We start from the raw sequence: 17914 nt of genomic DNA on the forward strand, positions 1-17914 counted from the left end.
CGCAATGACGGGCCTGCCGCCCCTCACCGCCCACGACATGGCGACGGGCGTCCGCGCCGGCCGTCTCGACCCCCGCGATCTGGTCGAGACGGCGCTGGAGCGCGCGGAGGCCATCGCGCCGCTCAACGCCTTCACGGCGATCGACCGGGAGGGGGCGCTTGCCGCCGCCCGCCATGTGGAGGAGCGGCTTGCCGCCGGCGGGGGCGGAGCCATGCCGCTTGCCGGCGTGCCCGTGGCGATCAAGGACTTCACGCCGACGGCGGGCCTGGCCTGCACCCGCGGCTCATGGAGTACCGACGACCGGCTGGCCGACCGCGACCCGGCCGTCATTGCCCGCCTGAAACGGGCCGGCGCCATCCTCGTCGCCCGGACGACCACGCCGGAGTTCGCCTATTCGAGCTTCACGCAGAGCCCGCGCTGGGGCGTGACGCGGAACCCGCACGATCCGGCGCGCACCCCGGGCGGCTCGTCGGGCGGCTCGGCGGTTGCGGTGGCGACGGGCTGCGTGCCGCTGGCCGAGGGCTCCGACATGGGCGGCTCGGTGCGCATTCCGGCCGCTCTGTCCGGCGTGGTGGGGGTCAAGCCGAGCCTCGGCCTGATCCCGATGGACATCCTGCCCTGCGGCCCCGACCTCATGTCGCATTTCGGGCCGCTCGCGGCTTGCGTCGACGATGCCGCGCTGTTCCTTGCGGCCACGGCTGGGCCGGACGCCGGCGACTATTTCTCGCAAAGCCGCCCGGACGTACCCGCAAGTCCGGTCCCCCCGGCACCGCCCGGCACGCGCATCGCGCTCAGCGTCGATCTCGGCTATTACGCGGTGGATCCCGGCGTCGTCCGCCAGGTCGAACGGGCCGCGGAACGCCTGCGCGGCCACGGCATGACCGTGGAGCCGGTGCCGCTCGGCTGGACGCGGGACATCAACGATGCCTGGCTGATGCAATGGGCGGTCGCGCTCGCGGCCAACTGGGGTTCCGCGCTCGACACCCATCGCGACCGCATGGACCCGGCCCTTGTCGCTCTCATGGAAACGGGACGGGACTGCGACGCGGTCGCGCTTGCCCGCCTCGGCGCCGTGCGCGAGCGGCTCTGGCGCGACCTCGCAGAGGTCTTCGAGCACTATGACGCGCTGATCTGCCCGACCTGCGCGACCACCGCACCGCCGGTCACCATGAGCGACGCGGATTTCGAGACGACCGCGCCCGACGGCCGGTTCGCCGGCCTCGACCTCGCCTGCCCGTTCAATCTCGTCAGCGCCTGCCCCGCCGTCTCCGTGCCCATCGGTCTGTCGGAGGGCCTGCCCGTCGGGCTCCAGATCGTCGCACCCCGTTTCCGCGACGCAGTGGCGCTCGGTATCGCGAAATCCGTCGAGGCGTGCTTCCCGCCGGAAGCCGTAGTCGAGACAATCCGGGAGAGAGATCCGACATGACCGAGGATGCACCGACTGCCAATTGGGGTTTTCCGACACCGGTCCGCTTCGGTGCAGGGCGCGTGAACGAGATCGCCTCCGCCCTCGCCGAGATCGGCGCGCAGGCTCCGCTCATCGTGACCGATACGGGGCTTGCCGGCCACGACATGGTGACGTCGCTCGCCGCCGCGCTGTCCGGCGCGGGGCTCGCCCATGCACTCTTCTGCGACGTGAAGCCCAATCCGACGGACGCCAATGTGAAGGCCGGCGTCGCGGCCTTTCGCGAGGGCCGGCACGACTGCGTGATCGCCATTGGCGGCGGCTCCGCGCTCGACGCCGGCAAGGCCGTGGCCTTCATGGCCGGACAGGACGCCCCGATCTGGACCTTCGAGGATATCGGCGACAACTGGCGCAAGGCGCGCCGCGACGCCATCGCGCCCGTGATCGCCATCCCCACCACGGCGGGCACGGGGTCCGAATTCGGCCGCGCCTCGGTCATCACCCGGCTCGACACGCATCGCAAGGTTATCGTGTTCCACCCCGATATGCTGCCCCGGCTGGTGATCATGGACCCGGCGCTGACGGTGGGCCTGCCGGCGGGGCTCACCGCGGCAACCGGCATGGATGCGCTCAGCCATGCGCTCGAGGCCTTCTCCGCGCCGGGCTACCACCCGATGGCGGACGGCCTCGCCGTGCAGGCGCTCGCCATGATTTCCACCGCCCTGCCGGCCGCCTATCGCGACGGCACCGACATGGCCGCGCGGGCCGACATGCTGGCGGCCTCGGGCATGGCCTGCATCGCGCTCCAGAAGGGGCTCGGCGGCGTCCATGCGCTGTCCCATCCGCTGGGCGCTGTCTACGACGCCCATCACGGGCTCCTGAACGCCGTCCTGCTCCCGCATGTGCTGCGCCACAACTGGCCGGCCATCGCCGGCCGCATGGCGGGCCTCGCTCCCCGCATCGGCCTCGGCGACGAGCCGCAGGCCGTTCTCGACTGGGTGGTCGCCCTGCGCCGCTCGCTCGACATCCCCGACACGCTCGGCGCGATCGGCGTGACCGTCGAGGATCCCGCCAGTATCGCGGACATGGCAGTGGAAGACCCCAGCGCGACGGGCAACCCCGTGCCCTTCGACAGGGCGGCCGCCCTGTCCATCCTGTCCGCTGCCCGGTGAGGCACGGATTTGCGGGCGCGCGGGCCATAGCGAAGGCGCGCCCTTCCTGTCCGACATGCGACGATACCGCCGGCGCCGGGCCGCTCCGGTGCACGTCACCGCGCGGCTTGCGTTTGGCCACGGGTGTTGCCACATTAACTTCAAGAAATATAAATCAATAATTTTTTTATTTGACAAATAACAAATCTAAACGGATCGTTCCCCCAACGGCGTCATGCAAGAGAGCGCAGCAGGGTGGAACGCGAAATCCAGAGATCGGGGACCGGTGCGCAGCTTCTGACCGAGACCCTCGCAAGGGCCGGGGTGCGCACGATCTTCAGCCTGTCGGGCAACCAGATCATGCCCGTCTACGATGCCTGCATCGACGCGGGGCTGCGGATCGTCCATGTGCGCCACGAGGCGGCGGCCGTCGCCATGGCGGACGCCTATGCCCAGCTCACCGGAGAGGTCGGCGTCGCCCTCGTCACGGCCGCCCCCGGCTTCCTCAACGCGTTGTCCCCGCTCTATTCCGCACGCCTGTCGGAAAGCCCCGTCCTCCTGCTGAGCGGCGATTCCCCCGTCGCCCAGGACGGCATGGGCGCCTTCCAGGAACTGGCCCAGACGACGATCTCCGGCCCGCTGGCGAAACGCGCCCTGAGGCCGCTTCGCGCCCGCGATCTCGGCTTGGAAGCGGCGAGCGCCATACGCGCGGCACGCGCCGGCCGGCCCGGCCCGGTCCATATGGCGCTGGCCTTCGACGTGCTGTGTGCGCAGACGGGCTCCGCCGTCCTGCCCGGTGCGGGGGATTTCGTGCCGCAGCGCCAGCCCCTGGACCCCGGCATGGCGGACCGGATCGCGACCCTCGTCGCGGAGGCCCGGCGGCCGGTCGTGCTCGCCGGCCCGTCCCTGTCCCCAAGCCGCGCCGGCGACCTCGCCACGAGACTGTCGCAGCGGCTCGCCGCACCGGTCGTCCCCATGGAAAGCCCGCGCGGCCTGCGCGATCCGGCACTCGGCGCCTTCGCCGAAGAGCTTTCCAGGGCCGATCTCGTGGTGCTGCTCGGCAAGACGCCCGATTTCACCACCGGGTTCCTCGGCGGCGCGGCGCTCGCCGAAGACGCGAAACTCGTCGTGATCGACCCGGAGACGGACGCGCTCGATCGCGCATGGCGGCTGGCCGGCGAGCGGATCGTGCTTGCCGCCTGCACCGACACCCGCGCCGCGGCGGAAACGCTCGCCGCGGGCACACCGCTCGCCGCACGGGCCGACTGGGCCGAAACGGTCGCCCGGAGCCTTGCATGGCGCGGCGACGAGCCGGCCTCGGGCGCGGCCATCCATCCCGTCGCCGTCTGCCGGGCCGTCCAGCGCGTGCTCGACGCGGCGCAAGACGCCGTCCTCGTCTGCGACGGCGGGGAGTTCGGGCAATGGGCGCAAGGCTATTGCACCGCCGGCACGCGCATCGTCAACGGCATGTCGGGCGCCATCGGATCCGGGCTCTGCTACGCGATCGCGGCGAAGATCGCGCGCCCCGGCGCGACCGTCGTCGCCATGATGGGCGACGGCACGGTGGGCTTCCACCTGGCCGAGTTCGAGACGGCGCTGCGCGAGGACGCGCCCTTCATCGCGCTGATCGGCAATGACAGCCGCTGGAACGCCGAATACCAGATCCAGCTTCGCGACTATGGCGCCGACCGCCTGATCGGCTGCGAGCTCACCGCCGATGCCCGCTACGACGCCGTCGCCCGGGCGCTCGGCTGCGAGGGTACGCTCGTCACCGATGCCGCGGCTCTTCCCGACGCGCTCGCCGATGCCGCGACGGCGGCCGTCCCGGCCTGCGTCAATGTCGGGATCGAGGGCGCACCCGCACCGCTGTTCACGCGCACCGGCAAACCTGCCGCCAGCGCGCATTGAGGATTGCCGACGATGGACGACACACCCCGCGACATGGCTCCCGAGGCCGCCCCCCGGACGGAGACGCCCCACGACGAGGCGACGATCCGGGCGCGCGTCTGGCGCGGCGACCGCCGGGGCCGTTTCGTCACCTATGAGGTGCCGCATCGCGAGAACCAGACGGTGCTCGACGTCGTGTCCGAGATCCAGCGCTATCACGAACCCGCGCTCGCCTACCGCTTCGCCTGTCGCGTGGGCGTGTGCGGCTCCTGCGCCATGACGGTCAACGGCCGCCCGCGCTGGACCTGCCGGACCCATGTGAAGCGCGTGGTGGAGAACGGCGAGATCACCATCGAACCCTTGCGCAACATGCCGCCGATCAAGGATCTCGCCTGCGACATGTCGGCCTTCTTCGACAAGTGGCACAGGGCCGGCGGCCGCTTCGAGGGCACCGCCACGCGGCACGACCCGCCGATCCCGGTCGACCCGGCGAGCAAGACGCGCAGACACGCCGATGCCGGCATCGAATGCATCAATTGCGGGGTCTGCTATGCGGCCTGCGACGTGGTGTCGTGGACCGACGACTATGTCGGCCCGGCAGCCCTCAACCGCGCCTGGACACTCGTCAACGACGAACGCCACGCCGACCGGCGCGGCACGCTCGACAAGGCGACGGCACAGGGCGGCTGCAGCTCGTGCCACGCCCAGGGCAACTGCACGACCCACTGCCCCATCGGCATCAGCCCGACACGCTCCATCGCGGGCCTCAAGCGCATGAGCCTCCTCGACCTGCTGAACCGGAGGGCACCGTGACCGAAGCGCGCCTGTTCGCCCTTCAGCGGATCACCGCCATGGTGCTCGCGCCCATGGTCCTGATCCATCTCGCCGTCATCGTCTATGCGGTGCGCGGCGGGCTGACGGCACAGGAAATCCTTGCGCGCACCGGCGCCAGCGCGCTCTGGCCGCTCTTCTATCTCCTCTTCGTGGCGGCCGCCGCGATCCATGCGCCGATCGGCCTGCGCAACATCCTGCGCGAATGGACGGGCCTTTCGCCGCGCCTCGTCGACGGGCTCTGCCTCGTCTTCGGCCTCGCGCTCGCCGGCCTCGGCATCCGCGCGGTCATCGCGATCTCGGGGTGGGCGGCATGAGATCGGCGCCACGGCATCACGCAAGCTACGTCGCCTTTGTCGGGCACCGGCTGTCCGGCCTCGCGCTCGCAATCTTCCTGCCGCTGCATTTCCTCGCGCTGGGTCTGGCGCTCGAGGGGCGCGAGGCCTTCGACGGCTTCCTCGCCTATGCGGACATGCCGCTCGTCAAGGCGGCCGAATGGGGGCTCGTGGTGCTCCTTTCCGTCCATCTCTTCTTCGGGGTGAGGCTGCTCGCCCTGGAGCTTCTGCCATGGCGGCGCGACGACGATCTGCGCACCGGCTGGATCGGCTGGGGCGCGGGCGGCGCCGTGGCGGTCGGGCTGATCTTTCTGATGGGAGCGTTCGGGTTCGATGCAGGTTGAGCGCACGACGACCGATATCCTGATCCTCGGCACGGGCGGCGCGGGGCTGTTTGCCGCTCTTCACGCCAAGCAGGCCAATCCCGATCTCGACGTCACGCTCGCGGTCAAGGGCCTCGTCGGCAAATGCGGCTGCACTCGCATGGTCCAGGGCGGCTACAATGTGGCGCTGGCGCCGGGCGATTCCGTGGAGCGCCATTTCATGGACACGATCCACGGCGGCAAGTGGCTGCCGCGCCAGGATCTCGCCTGGCGGCTCTGCGAGGGCGCGGTGGAGCGCATCCGGGAGCTGGAGAACGAGGTCGGCTGCTTCTTCGACCGCAACCCCGACGGCTCGCTCCACCAGAAGGCCTTCGCCGGCCAGACCTTCGACCGCACGGTTCACAAGTCCGACCTGACCGGCATCGAGATCATCAACCGGCTGATGGAGCAGGTCTGGCAGCGCGGCGTGCACAAGCTCGAGGAGCACCGCGCCATCGAGCTCGTCCCCGCGCGCGACGGCAGCGGCATTGCGGGCGTGCTCCTGATCGACATGCGCGAGGGCACCTACCGCCTCGTCCAGGCCCGCGCGGTGATGCTCGCCACGGGCGCCGGGCCGACCATGTATCTCTACCACACACCCTCCGGCGACAAGACCTGCGACGGGCTCGCCATGGCGCTGCGCTACGGGCTGAAGCTGCGCGACATGGAGATGGTGCAGTTCCACCCGACGGGCCTGCTCGGCGGCCCGAAGACCCGCATGACCGGCACCGTTCTGGAGGAGGGGCTTCGCGGCGCCGGCGGCCATCTCCTCAATGGCGACGGCGAGCGCTTCATGGACCGCTACGATCCGCGCGGCGAGCGCGCCACGCGTGACGTGGTCTCCCGCGCGATCTATGCGGAGATGCGCGCCGGCCGCACGAGCCCGATGGACGGCGTCTACATCAAGATGAGCCATCTGGGGCCCGACCACGTGGCCAAAACCTTTCCGGGCATGGTCAAGCGCTGCGCCGACAGCGGCTTCGATCTTGCCGGCGGCCTCGTGGAGGTCGTGCCCACCGCGCATTACCTCATGGGCGGCATCGAGTTCGGGATCGACGGATCGACCGCCTCCCCGGGCCTGTTCGCGGCGGGCGAGGATTGCGGTGGCGTGCACGGGGCCAACAGGCTCGGCGGCAACGGGGTCGCCAACTCCACCGTCTTCGGCGGCATCGCCGGCGACAGCATGGCCGCCTTCATCGCCGCCGGCGCACCGCTGCGCGACCCGGACGAGACCGCGATCGACGCCGGCATCGCCCGGGCCGAACGCCCCTTCGCACTGAAGGCCGGCGACCTGTTCGACCTGCGCGAGCGCCTGTCGCACACAATGTGGGACGATGTCGGCGTCATGCGCACCGCTGAAGGCATCGCCCGCGGCCAGGCAAGGCTCGCCGACCACGCAGGCGAGCTTCTCCGGACGGGACTGGCCGACGGCGAGCGCGCCTTCAACCTCACCTGGCACGACTGGCTCAATCTGGAGAGCCTGATCGCGGTCTCGAAAACCATCGCGGCCGCCGCGCTCGCCCGCGAGGACAGCCGCGGCGCGCATTTCCGCGAGGACTTCCCCGAGACGGGACCGCTCGAGACCACGCGCTACACCCAGGTCTCCATGGCCGGAGACCAGCTGGCGCTCGACATGGTTCCCGTCTCCTTCGACGTCGTGCGCCCCGGCGAGACGCTCGTGAGCGACGACGGGACGGTCGCCGCATAAGGCAGGGACATACGAGGACCATGATAGCCAACAGCACCATAGAGGAGGCGGCCTACAGGGTCATGGAGAAGGCCGCCATCGATATCCCCGAGGACTATCTGTCCGGCATCAAGGGGATGATCGACCTCGAGAAGGGCGACCTTTCCGCCTTCGTCCTGCAGTCCATGGTGGAGAACTGGGAGGCGGCCACCGAGGACCGCCGGCCGATGTGCGCCGATACGGGGCTGCCGCGCTATTACGTCAAGGTCGGCAACGAGGCGGCGGCGGAGAAGGGGTTCGTCGGCATCGAGCGCGCGCTGCGTTGCGCGACGGCGCGCGCGACCCATGACGTCCCGCTCAGGCCGAACCGCGTCCACCCGCTCTGGCGCACCGACAACAACAACAATGTCGGCATCAACGCGCCGGAGATCGAGTGGAGCTTCGAGCCCGGCGCCGACTGGATCGACATCACCACCGTGCACAAGGGCGGCCTGTTCGGCACCGACTACCGCATGCTGTTTCCCGGCGACGGGATCGACGGCATCAAGCGCTTCTATCTCGACACGCTCGTCGCCTTCGGCAAGCGTGGGCTCGCCTGCCAGCCGGCCATTGTCGGCGTCGGGCTCGGCGGATCGAAGGACACCTGCATGCAGCTCGGCAAGCAGGCCGCCTGCCTGCGCACGGTGGGCGACCGCAATCCCGACCCGAAGATCACCGAGCTGGAGCTGGAGCTGAAGGCGCTCGGCAACGATATCGGCATGGGCGCGATGGGCTTCATCGGTTCGTCCATGGTCGTGGACTGCCATATCGAGGTCGGCCACACCCATACGGGCGGCATGCCCATGAGCGTGCACACCTTCTGCCTCAGCTCGCGGCGCGCCACCGCGCGCATCCACGCCGACGGGACGGTCGCCTACCGCACCGATCCCCAATGGTTCACCCCCTATCTTCGCAGGGAGACCGTCGAATGGCAGACGCCAGCGGAACCCTTAAGCAATTCCGGCTGAGCCTTCCGGCCACGCCGGACGATATCGCCAGGCTGGAGCTCGGCTCCGTCGTCTTCCTCGACGGCATCGTCTATACGGCGCGCGAAGGGGTCTACAAACGCATCCTGGAGGACGGCGAGCCGCTGCCGGCCGACCTCTCCTCCATCAGCAACGTCAACTTCCACTGCTCGCCCGCCGCCGCGCTCGACGGCGACGGCACCTACCGCATCGGCGGCGTGACGGCGACGGCGAGCTTCCGCTTCTCCAAATGGATGTCGGACTGGCTCGACCGGACCGGCACCCGCATCGTCATCGGCAAGGGCGGCATGGCGAGCGACGACTACAAGTCCGTCCTCGTGCCCCATAGCGCCGTCTATCTCACCACGGTCGGCTACGGCACGGGCGCGCTGCTCGGCCGCGGCATCAAGTCGGTGCGCGATGTCTTCTGGCTCGACGAGCTCGGCATCGCACAGGCCATGTGGCTGTTCGAGGTGGAGCGCTTCGGCCCCTTCATCGTCGACAGCGACCTTGAGGGCAACTCGCTCTTCGCCCAGCACGGAGAGGCCGTCAACCGGCGCCTCTCCGCGCTCTATGACGGACTGAAACCGCCGGCGCTTCACCGCTACGGCGAAACCGACGATCGCAAGAAAGAGGTGATGTGATCGTCGCGCGGGCCGGCAAGACAAGAAGAAGGCGATCAAGCCCGCCACAACGAAAAACGCTTTGAACAGAGGGAGGAAACAGACATGAAACTACTTCGCATGGGAGCGGTCGTCGGCGCGCTGATGGCCGCCGTCCTGCCTGTCCGGGCCGAATATCCCGAGCAGGCGATCCAGCTCGTCATCCCCTATGGGGCGGGCGGCGCGACCGACCTTTCGGCCCGCGCGCTCGCCAACGCGCTCTCGCCGGTCGTCGACGAGCCGATCCTGCTCGTCAACCGGACGGGCGCGGGCGGCGCGACCGGTTCGGTCTCTGTCGCGAAGGCCGACGGCGACGGCTATACGCTGCTCGCCGCCCGGGTCGGCTCGCATACGGTGAACCCGGCCATGAAGGCCACCCTGCCCTACACGCTCGACGATTTCCGCTTCGTCGGCGTCTACGAGATCAACCCGGTCGTCTGCGCGGTCAACGCCCAGTCGGACATCGCCTCCATGGACGATCTCGTCGCCCGGATCGAGGCTGAGCCCGGCACGGTGACCTACAGCTCCTCCGGCGTCGGCACCCTGCTCCATATCGCGGCCGCCATGGTGCTCAAATCCTTCGGCATCGAGGATCCGCTCACCCAGGCCGTGCACCTGCCCATGAATGGCGGCGGCCAGGCCGCGACCGCCGTCCTCGCCGGCAACGCGACCTTCGTGTGCACCAATTCCTCCGCGCTGGCGAGCTTCATTGCCAATGGCCAGCTCAAGCCGATCCTGGTCACGACGGCGGAGCCGCTCGAGGGCTTCGACGCGCCGACCGCGACCTCGCTCGGCCATCCCGAGCTCGAACAGCTCGTCGGCTGGACCGGCATCGCCGGCCCGGACGACCTGTCCGACGAGGCCGCAGCCGTCTGGGGCGAGTGGCTCGCAAAGGCCGTCGAGGACGAGAAGTTCCAGTCCTTCATGGCCAAGGCGGGCTCGCAGGTGCGGCTGATGTCGCCGGAGGACTCGGTGGCCTTCGTCAAGGGCCAGTACGAGGTGTTCCGCAAGCTCGTCGACGATCTGGGCATGCGCGTCGAGTGAACACGGACGGGCGCGGCCGCGGGGGATTGTCCCCAGGCCGCGCCCTCCGCCACCCCAACGCCGCATCACCGGACCGGACGCCATGTCGACACGCACGCATGAGCTTTTCCTCGGCCTTCTCGTAATGGGCCTCGCCGGCCTTCTGCTGGCCATCGCCATCCCCTACGGGATCGTCTCCCCGAAAAGCGCCCGCTCGCTGTTCCTCTCCCCGACCTTCTGGCCGACCATTCTCGGCTGGCTGCTCGCCCTTTCGGGCGCCGTCATGACCTGCCGCGCCTGGATGCTGCCAGACGGGGAGGAGGCGGCCTCACCCGAGACCGAATCCGGAGACGGTTTCGCCACCGACAGCACCGGGCGCATTGCCGCCTTCGCCCTCCTGCTCGTGGTCTATTTCCTGGCCATCCCGCTCCTCGGCATGGTCTGGACCTCCGCGCTCGCCTTCGCCGCGCTGATCGCGATCACCCGCGCGCCGCATCCGGTCCTCGGCCTCGTCTGCGCCTTCGTCCTGCCGCTCGCCCTCTACGGGTTCTTCAACCACGTCGCGGGCGTCGCCATCCCGCAGGGCCAGATCGTGAGGCTGCCATGAGCTTCCTCGACCAGCTCTCCATGGGGCTCGCGCTCGTCGCCCAGTGGGAAAGCCTCCTGTTCCTCGCCCTCGGCATCGCCATCGGCGTGATCGCCGGCGCCATTCCGGGCATGTCGGCGACCATGGCGGTCGCGATCGCCCTGCCCTTCACCTTCTCGCTGGATCCGATCTTCGGCATCCTCATGCTGCTCGGCGTGTACAAGGGCGGGATCTTCGGCGGGTCCATCCCCGCCATCCTCATCCGCACGCCCGGCACGCCGGCCTCCTCGGCGACCTCGCTCGACGGCTACCCCATGGCCGAGCGCGGCGAGGCCGGCAAGGCGCTCGGCATGGCGCTCTATGCCTCCTGCATCGCCGACTTCGTCTCCAATCTCGCCCTGCTGTTCTTCGCCGGCTGGCTCGCCTCCTTCGCACTCAGCTTCGGGCCACCGGAGTTCTTCACGCTGATCCTGTTCTCGCTGACCATCATCGCCGGCGTCTCCGGCGACAGCATGCTGAAAGGCACGGTCAGCGCCATTCTGGGGCTCCTGCTCGCGACCGTCGGGCTCGACCTCATCTATGGCACGAACCGCTTCACCTTCGGATCGTCGGACCTGATGGGCGGCCTCAACTTCATCGCCGTCCTCATCGGCCTGTTCGCCCTGCCGGAGATCTTCGCCTTCGTGCGCCAGCCGCGTGCGCTCGCCGCCAAGGTGCAGTCCCTCGGCGCCCGCAGCGTGACGCTCGCGGAGGTGCGCCGCTGCCTGAAGACCATCTTCCGCGGCAGCCTGATTGGCGTCGTGCTCGGCTCCATCCCCGGCATCGGGGCGGCGCCGTCCGCCTTCCTCTCCTATGCCGAGGCGCGGCGCACCTCGCCCAAGCGCGAAACGTTCGGCAAGGGGGAGATCGAGGGCGTCGCCGCGGCGGAGGCCGGCAACAACGGTGTGGCCGGCGCGACCCTGATCCCGCTTCTGGCGCTCGGCGTGCCGGGCGACGTGATCACGGCCATCATCATCGGCGCCTTCATGATCCACGGCCTGCAACCGGGCCCGATGATGTTCGCCACCAATGCCGACATCGTCTATGCGCTCTTCGTCGGCCTGATCCTGAGCTCCTTCCTGCTGTTCGCCATCGGCGGGGCCGCCATCCGCGCCTTCCGCTACATCGCCGATGTTCCGAAATCGCTGCTCCTGCCCGGCGTTCTGGTGCTCTGCGTCTACGGCGTCTATGCGGTGAACAACTCCGTCTTCGATATCGCCGTGATGTTCGCGACGGGCGCGCTCGGCTATGCGATGATGCTGACGAGGATTCCACCCGCCCCGTTCCTGATCGGTTTCATCCTCGGCCCGCTGCTGGAGAACAATTTCCGCCAGTCGCTGGTCATGTCCGGCGGCTCGCCGGAGATCTTCGTGCGCAGCCCGATCACGTGGTTCTTCTGGGCACTGACCGCGATTTCTGTGGCCCTGATCGTCAAGGGGGCCTTGAACACCCCCGTCCCGCCGGTGCAAAGAACCGGGAAGACAGTCCAACGAGGATGACCGGCACCCCGATCCGGGGCGGGTCCTGGAGACATGACCGCCCCGGCCGGCGGACACCCTGTCCGCAGCGGTGCCGGAGATCCTCCCCAACAACCGGGCCCAGGCCGTGCTGACGTCTCTCCTGGCGGACTATTCCGTCGCCGACATCGCGGTAATCACCGCCATCTTCCTCATGGGCGGCCTGTTCAAGGGCACGGTGGGCTTCGGGCTGCCGCTCGCAACCATGTCGGTGCTGCCGCTCGTCATCTCCGTGGAGGAGGCGCTTGCGATCAACGCCGTCGTCCTGCCGCTGGTGAACATCCGCCAGATCCTCCATGCGACGTCGATCCGCCACACGGTCTCGCGGCTGCGCTTCGTGCTGGCCGGCGTGGCGCTCGGCGTGGCGGTGGGCGCGACATTCGTCACCTCCGTCGACAACGACCTTCTCGTCCTGTTCCTCGGCCTGTTCGTCATCGCCTTCACCGCGCTCACCGCGATCAATCCGACGATCTCGATCCCGAAGGCGCGCGAGAAGGGGATCGGCTTCGGCGTCGGCACGCTCGCCGGCGTCATCGGCGCGCTGACCACCACGAACGGCCCGGTCTTCATCATGTATCTCGTCGGGCTCAAGGCGGACCGCGAGTTCTTCCTGTCCGCCCTCGGCCTGCTCTTCATCCTGACCGGCATCCTGGTCTCCGCCTCCTTCTGGGCGGCGGGCATGATCACGCTTCCGCGCTTCCTTGTCGCGCTGTGGTGCGTGGCGCCGACGCTGGCCGCCATGGCGGTCGGCCACCGGATCGGCGCACGCGCCCATGCGGAGCGGTTCCGGACGCTCGTGCTCGCTGGGCTTTGCATTCTCGGTGTTAATCTGGTTTTGAGGGGAATCGAGGGATTTCTCCCGTGATCCGGTGATCGTCAGGCCATGGATGTCAAAACGCTCTACACGCTGATTTCGGTCGCCGACCATGGCAGCTTCGCGGAAGCCGCCGCCGCGCGCGGGCTGTCGGTCTCCAGCGTCAGCATCCAGATGCGCGCCCTGGAGGAGGATGTCGGGCTCGCCCTGTTCGACCGCACGCGCCGGCCGCCGGTCCTCACCCCCGAGGGCCGCGACTTCGTCGAGCGCGCCCGCGACGTCATCGTGAGCTGGGAGCAGCTCAGCGAGAGCCTGAAGCGCTCCGCCGACAGCGGCCTGCTGAAGATCGGCGCCGTCCACACCGCCGTGTCCGGCCTGCTGCCCTCGGCCCTCATCGCGCTGCGCGAGACGGCACCGGAGCTGAGCATCCGGCTCATTACCGGCCTTACCCACGAGCTGGAGGCCGGGGTGCGCGGCGGGCGCATCGACGTCGCCGTGGTCACCGAGCCGGATACGCTGATCCCCGATGCCGAATTCCGCGTCTTCTGCGAGGAGCGGCTCGTCCTGATCGCCCACGAGACGGCCCGGGGTGAAAGCTTCCGCGAGATCCTGGAGCAGAACCCCTATGTGCGCTTCAGCCCCATGGCGCGCGTCGCCAACCAGGTGGAGGCCAAGCTGCGCGAACTCGGCTTCACGGTGACCTCGCAAATGGAGGTCGACACGCTGGAAGGCGTGATTTCGCTTGTCGCCTCCGGGCTCGGCGTGTCCATCGTGCCCGAACGGCACGGCCCCATCGCCCTGCCCGAGGCCGTCAAGGTCTACGAGTTCGGCGCCCCCGCCGCCACGCGCCGCCTCGGCCTGCTGACTCTGAAGAACAATCCGCGCCGGCGCTTTGCCGACAAGCTGTTCGACGCCCTGCTCGGCGAGGCCAACCTGTATTCCGCCGCGCCCGCAGGCGGGAACGGCGACGGCTGACCGCGCCGGCCGGCACGGCGTGCCCGCCTCAGTCCAGCATGCCGGAGATGTCCGGAAGCCAGAGCGAGAGCATGGGCACATAGGTGATGATGGCCAGCGCGGCGAGCTTCACCAGGAAGAACGGCAGAAGCGCCCGGGAGACGGCCCCCATCGACCGGTCGGCGATCCGCGAGATCACGAACAGGTTCGTGCCGATCGGCGGCGTATTGAGCCCGACCATCAGATTGACGATCACGATGATCGCGAAATGGATCGGATCGACACCGAACTCGACCGCCGCCGGCTGGAGGATCGGCACGAAGATCAGGATGGCCGGCACCGTGTCGACGAGGCAGCCGACGACCAGCAGGAACACATTGATGATCAGCAGGAACTGCACCTTGTCCTGCGCGATGGCCAGGAACAGGTCGCGCGCGGCGTTGGGAACGTTCTCGATGGCGAGGAACCACGCGAAGAAGCTCGAGGTCGCCACGATGATCATGATCGTCGCCGTGGTGAGCGCGCTTTCCCGCAGGACCCGGACGAGCGAGGCCGCCGACAGGGTGCGGTAGAAGACGCCCGTCAGCAGCAGCGCATAGAAGGCCAGCACCGCCGCCGCCTCGGTCGCGGTGAACAGCCCGCCGCGCACGCCGCCAACGACGATGACCGGCGACAGGAGCACCGGGATCGCGCCCACCAAGGTGCGCAGCAGGCCCGCGTCCTGTCCCGCCTCGCGGACGACCTTGGGATGGTTGCGGCACGCAAAGGCGACATAGAGGACGAGGAGCGCCGCGATCAGCAATGCGGGAAGGATGCCCGCCATGAACATCGCGCCGATGGAGAGCCTGGTCGGAATGGCGTAGATCACCATGATCAGGCTCGGCGGCAGGATCGGGGCCATGATCGCGCCCGATATGGTAAGCGCGGCGGCGAAATCGACCGTATAGCCGCGCGCCCGCATCATCGGCACCATGACCGCGCCGAGCGCGGCGGTATCCGCCGTCGCGGACCCCGAGACGCCCGACATCATGAGGTTCGCCATGACGTTGACATGGGCAAGGCCGCCGCGCACCCGGCCCACGACGACATCGGCGAACTCGACCAGCCGCTGGATCACGCCGCCCGCGACCAGGATGTTGCCGGCCACGATGAACAGCGGCAGCGCGAGCAGGGCATAGCTGTTCATGCCTGCGAAGATGCGCTGCGCCGCGATGGCCGGATTGCCGAGCCCCGCCATCCACAACCCCGCAAAGGCGACAATCCCGATGCCGAAGGCAATGGGCACGCGGACGGCGAGCAGAAAGACGAGCAGCGCCCCAAGCGCGACGGCGCTCATGACCGGGCCTCCCCGTCCGCGCCCTCGGCCTCGTCGTCGCCCGCAAGCCGGGACCACGCCTTCGCCAGGAGCGCGGCGGCGCACAGGCCGCAGGACAGGGGAATGACCAGATAGGGCAGCGCCATGGGCAGGCGCAGCGCCGTGGAGGGCTGGGTCCATGCGCTCATGGCCAGATGCCAGCCGCCCCAGGCGATATAGCCGAGGAACAGGCCCGCCGCAACGAGCCCCGCAGCCTGGAGGGCTCGCAATGTCCGCCCGTGCCAGCGGCGCGGAATGGCATCGACGGCGACATGCAGATTGGCGCCGACCGCCCGGTAGGTTCCAAGCAGCGACAGGGCGACGAGGAGGAACTGCGCCAGCTCCTCCGGCCAGGGCAATGCGGCATGGAAGAAATACCGCATCGCCACCTGAAGGACCATGACGGCGATGATGACGGCGAGCGCCGAGATCAGCACCGCGTCGACCGCCCGGTCGAGGCATGAGAGAATGCGTTTCATGGGTGCGGTGTCTCCGGATGGGGCATCCCGGGCGGACAGGCCCGGGGATGCCGTCGCGTTGGCGGTCCGGAAGACCTACTGTACCGCAGCCTTCGACGCCTCTCTCATGCGGTCTATCTCGTCATAGACGGCCGCCACGAAATCCGCGTCGAGCTCGCTTTCGAGATAGGCGCGGATCGGCTCCTTCACGGCGTCGCGGAAGGTCGCGACCTCGTCCGGCGAGGGGAAATGGATCTCCATGCCCTTCTCGCGCAGCGCATCGATGGCGCTCACCCGCGCCTGATAGTTGCGCTCGCCATATTCCGTCTCGGCCGCCATCTGCGCCCCGGTCATGACGACCTCGCGCAACTCCACCGGCAGGCTCTGGAAGAAGGCCTCGTTCATGACCATCGTGTTGAGGCCGAGCTGGTGGTTGTCGACAATGAGGTACTTCTGAACCTGGTAGAAGGAATAGTCGAGGATCACGCCTGTCGGGTTCTCCTGGCCGTCCACGACGCCCGTCTGCATGGCGCCATAGAGCTCCTCCCACGGGACCGGCGTCGGCGAGCCGCCCATCGCCTTCACCATCTCCAGCGACATCGGGCTCGGCGGCACGCGCATGCGCAGGCCCTCCATGTCCGCGGCCGACTTGATCGGGTGCTTGTTATTGGTGAAGTTGCGGAACCCGTAGGATGCCGCCGACAGGAGCCGCAGGCCCGATTCGGCCGCCATCTCCTCGCGGACCTTCATGAAGAAGTCGCCCGAGACGAAGGCCATCCCCTCCTGATCGTTACCGAACAGATAGGGCGTGGCGAGGATCATCATGGGCTTGTAGAAACGCGAGAGCGTCTGCTCGTCGCCATGGGCCACCTGGATCGCGCCCACCTTGGTCTGCTCCAGCGCGTCCACCATCGAGCCGAGCTGGCCCGCCGGCGAGATCTCGACGTCGATGCGGCCGGCGCTCGCGCCCTCCACATAGGCCTCGAAGACCTGCCAGCCCTTGTGCAGCGCGCTGTCGGCCGCCTCGCCATGGCTTGCCCGGATGGTGAAGTCCGCGGCCTGGGCGCCCGCTCCCGGCAGTGCGATGCCGAGTGCCAGCACGCCGGCAATGAAGATGCTTCTCCCGAATGTCGTCATCGTTGTCTCCCTCCTCGATCAGTGATCGCGTCACAGGACGCCGTACTTCTCGTAGACTTCCCCCAGTGTCAGTCCGCGCCGGAGCTCCTCGCGCGTCTTGTCCTCGCCCTCGATCTTCGCGCGCGCGGCGCTCACCGCCTCCTCCGCGACGTCCGACGGGATGACCACCACGCCATCCACATCCGCGAAGATCAGGTCGCCCGGCTCGACACGCGCGCCGCCGCATTCGATGGGGATGTCGCGGGCCATCATCTTGCCGCGCCCCTTGGAATCGAGCGGTCCGATGCCGCCATGGACGACCGGGAAATCGAGCGCGCGCACCTGCCGCACGTCGCGCACGAGGCCGTCGGTCACGCAGCCCGTGGCGCCGCGGGCGAGCGCCGCCGTGGTGAGCAGCTCGCCCCACGGCGCGATCCGCGTGGTCGGACCGCCGCACCCCAGGACCACGATGTCGTCCGTCCCGAGATCGTCGATCAGCGCGATCTCGACCTCGTAGGGGTTCTCGCCCTCCGCCACCGCGTAAGTGTTCATGAACAATCCGGTCCGCGCCCGGCCGAACAGGACGTGATCGTCGTCGAGCGGGCGCATGAAGGGCAGCATTGCCTGGTCGCGGTAGCCCAGCCCGTCCAGAACATCAGAAATGACCGAGCTATAGAGGATTGTCTTCAGGGTCTCGAAATCGAACGCAGTGCTGGCCATGCCCGCCCT

General features: G+C 68.9%; 18 protein-coding genes. 14 read left to right on the plus strand and 4 right to left on the minus strand.

The features are described 5' to 3' along the window. Positions 1-4: 4 nt before the first annotated feature. From HW532_RS09605 to HW532_RS09670, 14 genes are all read left to right on the plus strand, one after another. On the plus strand, positions 5-1426 hold the full coding sequence (locus HW532_RS09605; RefSeq protein ID WP_213164158.1) for an amidase: 1422 nt from the start codon (positions 5-7) through the stop codon (positions 1424-1426). After that, positions 1423-2577, plus strand: coding sequence for an iron-containing alcohol dehydrogenase (locus HW532_RS09610; protein ID WP_213164159.1), 1155 nt, complete (start codon positions 1423-1425; stop codon positions 2575-2577). The genes HW532_RS09605 and HW532_RS09610 overlap by 4 nt, the downstream gene beginning before the upstream one ends. A gap of 234 nt (positions 2578-2811) precedes the next feature. Next, positions 2812-4464 carry a thiamine pyrophosphate-binding protein gene (locus tag HW532_RS09615; RefSeq protein WP_246479792.1) on the plus strand — a complete coding sequence of 551 codons (1653 nt, stop codon included), beginning with the start codon at positions 2812-2814 and terminating at the stop codon, positions 4462-4464. 12 nt (positions 4465-4476) lie between these two features. Then, on the plus strand, positions 4477-5256 hold the full coding sequence (locus HW532_RS09620) for a succinate dehydrogenase/fumarate reductase iron-sulfur subunit (RefSeq protein ID WP_246479794.1): 780 nt from the start codon (positions 4477-4479) through the stop codon (positions 5254-5256). Beyond that, positions 5253-5591, plus strand: coding sequence for a succinate dehydrogenase/fumarate reductase transmembrane subunit (locus HW532_RS09625; protein WP_246479796.1), 339 nt, complete (start codon positions 5253-5255; stop codon positions 5589-5591). The genes HW532_RS09620 and HW532_RS09625 overlap by 4 nt, the downstream gene beginning before the upstream one ends. Beyond that, positions 5588-5953 (plus strand): succinate dehydrogenase, cytochrome b556 subunit, encoded by a 366-nt coding sequence (gene sdhC, locus HW532_RS09630; RefSeq protein WP_213164160.1) that lies wholly within the window; start codon positions 5588-5590, stop codon positions 5951-5953. The genes HW532_RS09625 and sdhC overlap by 4 nt, the downstream gene beginning before the upstream one ends. Then, complete coding sequence (locus HW532_RS09635; RefSeq protein ID WP_213164161.1) at positions 5943-7679, plus strand: L-aspartate oxidase; 1737 nt, start codon at positions 5943-5945, stop codon at positions 7677-7679. Before sdhC ends, HW532_RS09635 begins: the two co-directional genes overlap by 11 nt. A 20-nt stretch (positions 7680-7699) precedes the next feature. After that, positions 7700-8665 (plus strand): fumarate hydratase, encoded by a 966-nt coding sequence (locus tag HW532_RS09640; RefSeq protein WP_213164162.1) that lies wholly within the window; start codon positions 7700-7702, stop codon positions 8663-8665. Beyond that, positions 8626-9306 carry a fumarate hydratase C-terminal domain-containing protein gene (locus HW532_RS09645; protein ID WP_213164163.1) on the plus strand — a complete coding sequence of 227 codons (681 nt, stop codon included), beginning with the start codon at positions 8626-8628 and terminating at the stop codon, positions 9304-9306. Before HW532_RS09640 ends, HW532_RS09645 begins: the two co-directional genes overlap by 40 nt. An 84-nt stretch (positions 9307-9390) precedes the next feature. Then, complete coding sequence (locus HW532_RS09650) at positions 9391-10368, plus strand: Bug family tripartite tricarboxylate transporter substrate binding protein (protein WP_213164164.1); 978 nt, start codon at positions 9391-9393, stop codon at positions 10366-10368. Between the two features lie 82 nt (positions 10369-10450). Then, positions 10451-10954: a tripartite tricarboxylate transporter TctB family protein gene (locus HW532_RS09655; protein WP_213164165.1), complete on the plus strand. Its 504-nt coding sequence runs from the start codon at positions 10451-10453 to the stop codon at positions 10952-10954. Beyond that, a complete protein-coding gene (locus HW532_RS09660; RefSeq protein ID WP_213164166.1) occupies positions 10951-12471 on the plus strand; it encodes a tripartite tricarboxylate transporter permease in 1521 nt (506 codons plus the stop codon). The genes HW532_RS09655 and HW532_RS09660 overlap by 4 nt, the downstream gene beginning before the upstream one ends. 70 nt (positions 12472-12541) lie before the next feature. After that, positions 12542-13354, plus strand: coding sequence for a sulfite exporter TauE/SafE family protein (locus HW532_RS09665; protein ID WP_213164167.1), 813 nt, complete (start codon positions 12542-12544; stop codon positions 13352-13354). Between the two features lie 18 nt (positions 13355-13372). Continuing rightward, entirely contained in the window at positions 13373-14278 is a 906-nt protein-coding gene (locus HW532_RS09670) for a LysR family transcriptional regulator (protein WP_213164168.1), read from the plus strand. 28 nt (positions 14279-14306) lie between these two features. On the opposite strand, the gene HW532_RS09675 is transcribed toward HW532_RS09670, so the two are convergent. The 4 genes from HW532_RS09675 to HW532_RS09690 all read right to left on the minus strand — a co-directional run bounded on the left by HW532_RS09675 (position 14307) and on the right by HW532_RS09690 (position 17905). Continuing rightward, positions 14307-15593: a TRAP transporter large permease gene (locus tag HW532_RS09675; RefSeq protein ID WP_213164169.1), complete on the minus strand. Its 1287-nt coding sequence runs from the start codon at positions 15591-15593 to the stop codon at positions 14307-14309. Further along, positions 15590-16090, minus strand: a complete 501-nt coding sequence (locus HW532_RS09680) for a TRAP transporter small permease (protein WP_213164170.1) — start codon at positions 16088-16090, stop codon at positions 15590-15592. The genes HW532_RS09675 and HW532_RS09680 overlap by 4 nt, the downstream gene beginning before the upstream one ends. A 75-nt stretch (positions 16091-16165) precedes the next feature. Beyond that, positions 16166-17206 (minus strand): TRAP transporter substrate-binding protein, encoded by a 1041-nt coding sequence (locus HW532_RS09685; protein WP_213164171.1) that lies wholly within the window; start codon positions 17204-17206, stop codon positions 16166-16168. A 30-nt stretch (positions 17207-17236) separates the two neighbouring features. Next, positions 17237-17905: an RraA family protein gene (locus tag HW532_RS09690; protein ID WP_213164172.1), complete on the minus strand. Its 669-nt coding sequence runs from the start codon at positions 17903-17905 to the stop codon at positions 17237-17239. Positions 17906-17914 lie beyond the last annotated feature (9 nt).

Origin of the sequence: Kaustia mangrovi (assembly GCF_015482775.1) — a bacterium.
Taxonomy (GTDB): Bacteria; Pseudomonadota; Alphaproteobacteria; order Rhizobiales; family Im1; genus Kaustia; species Kaustia mangrovi.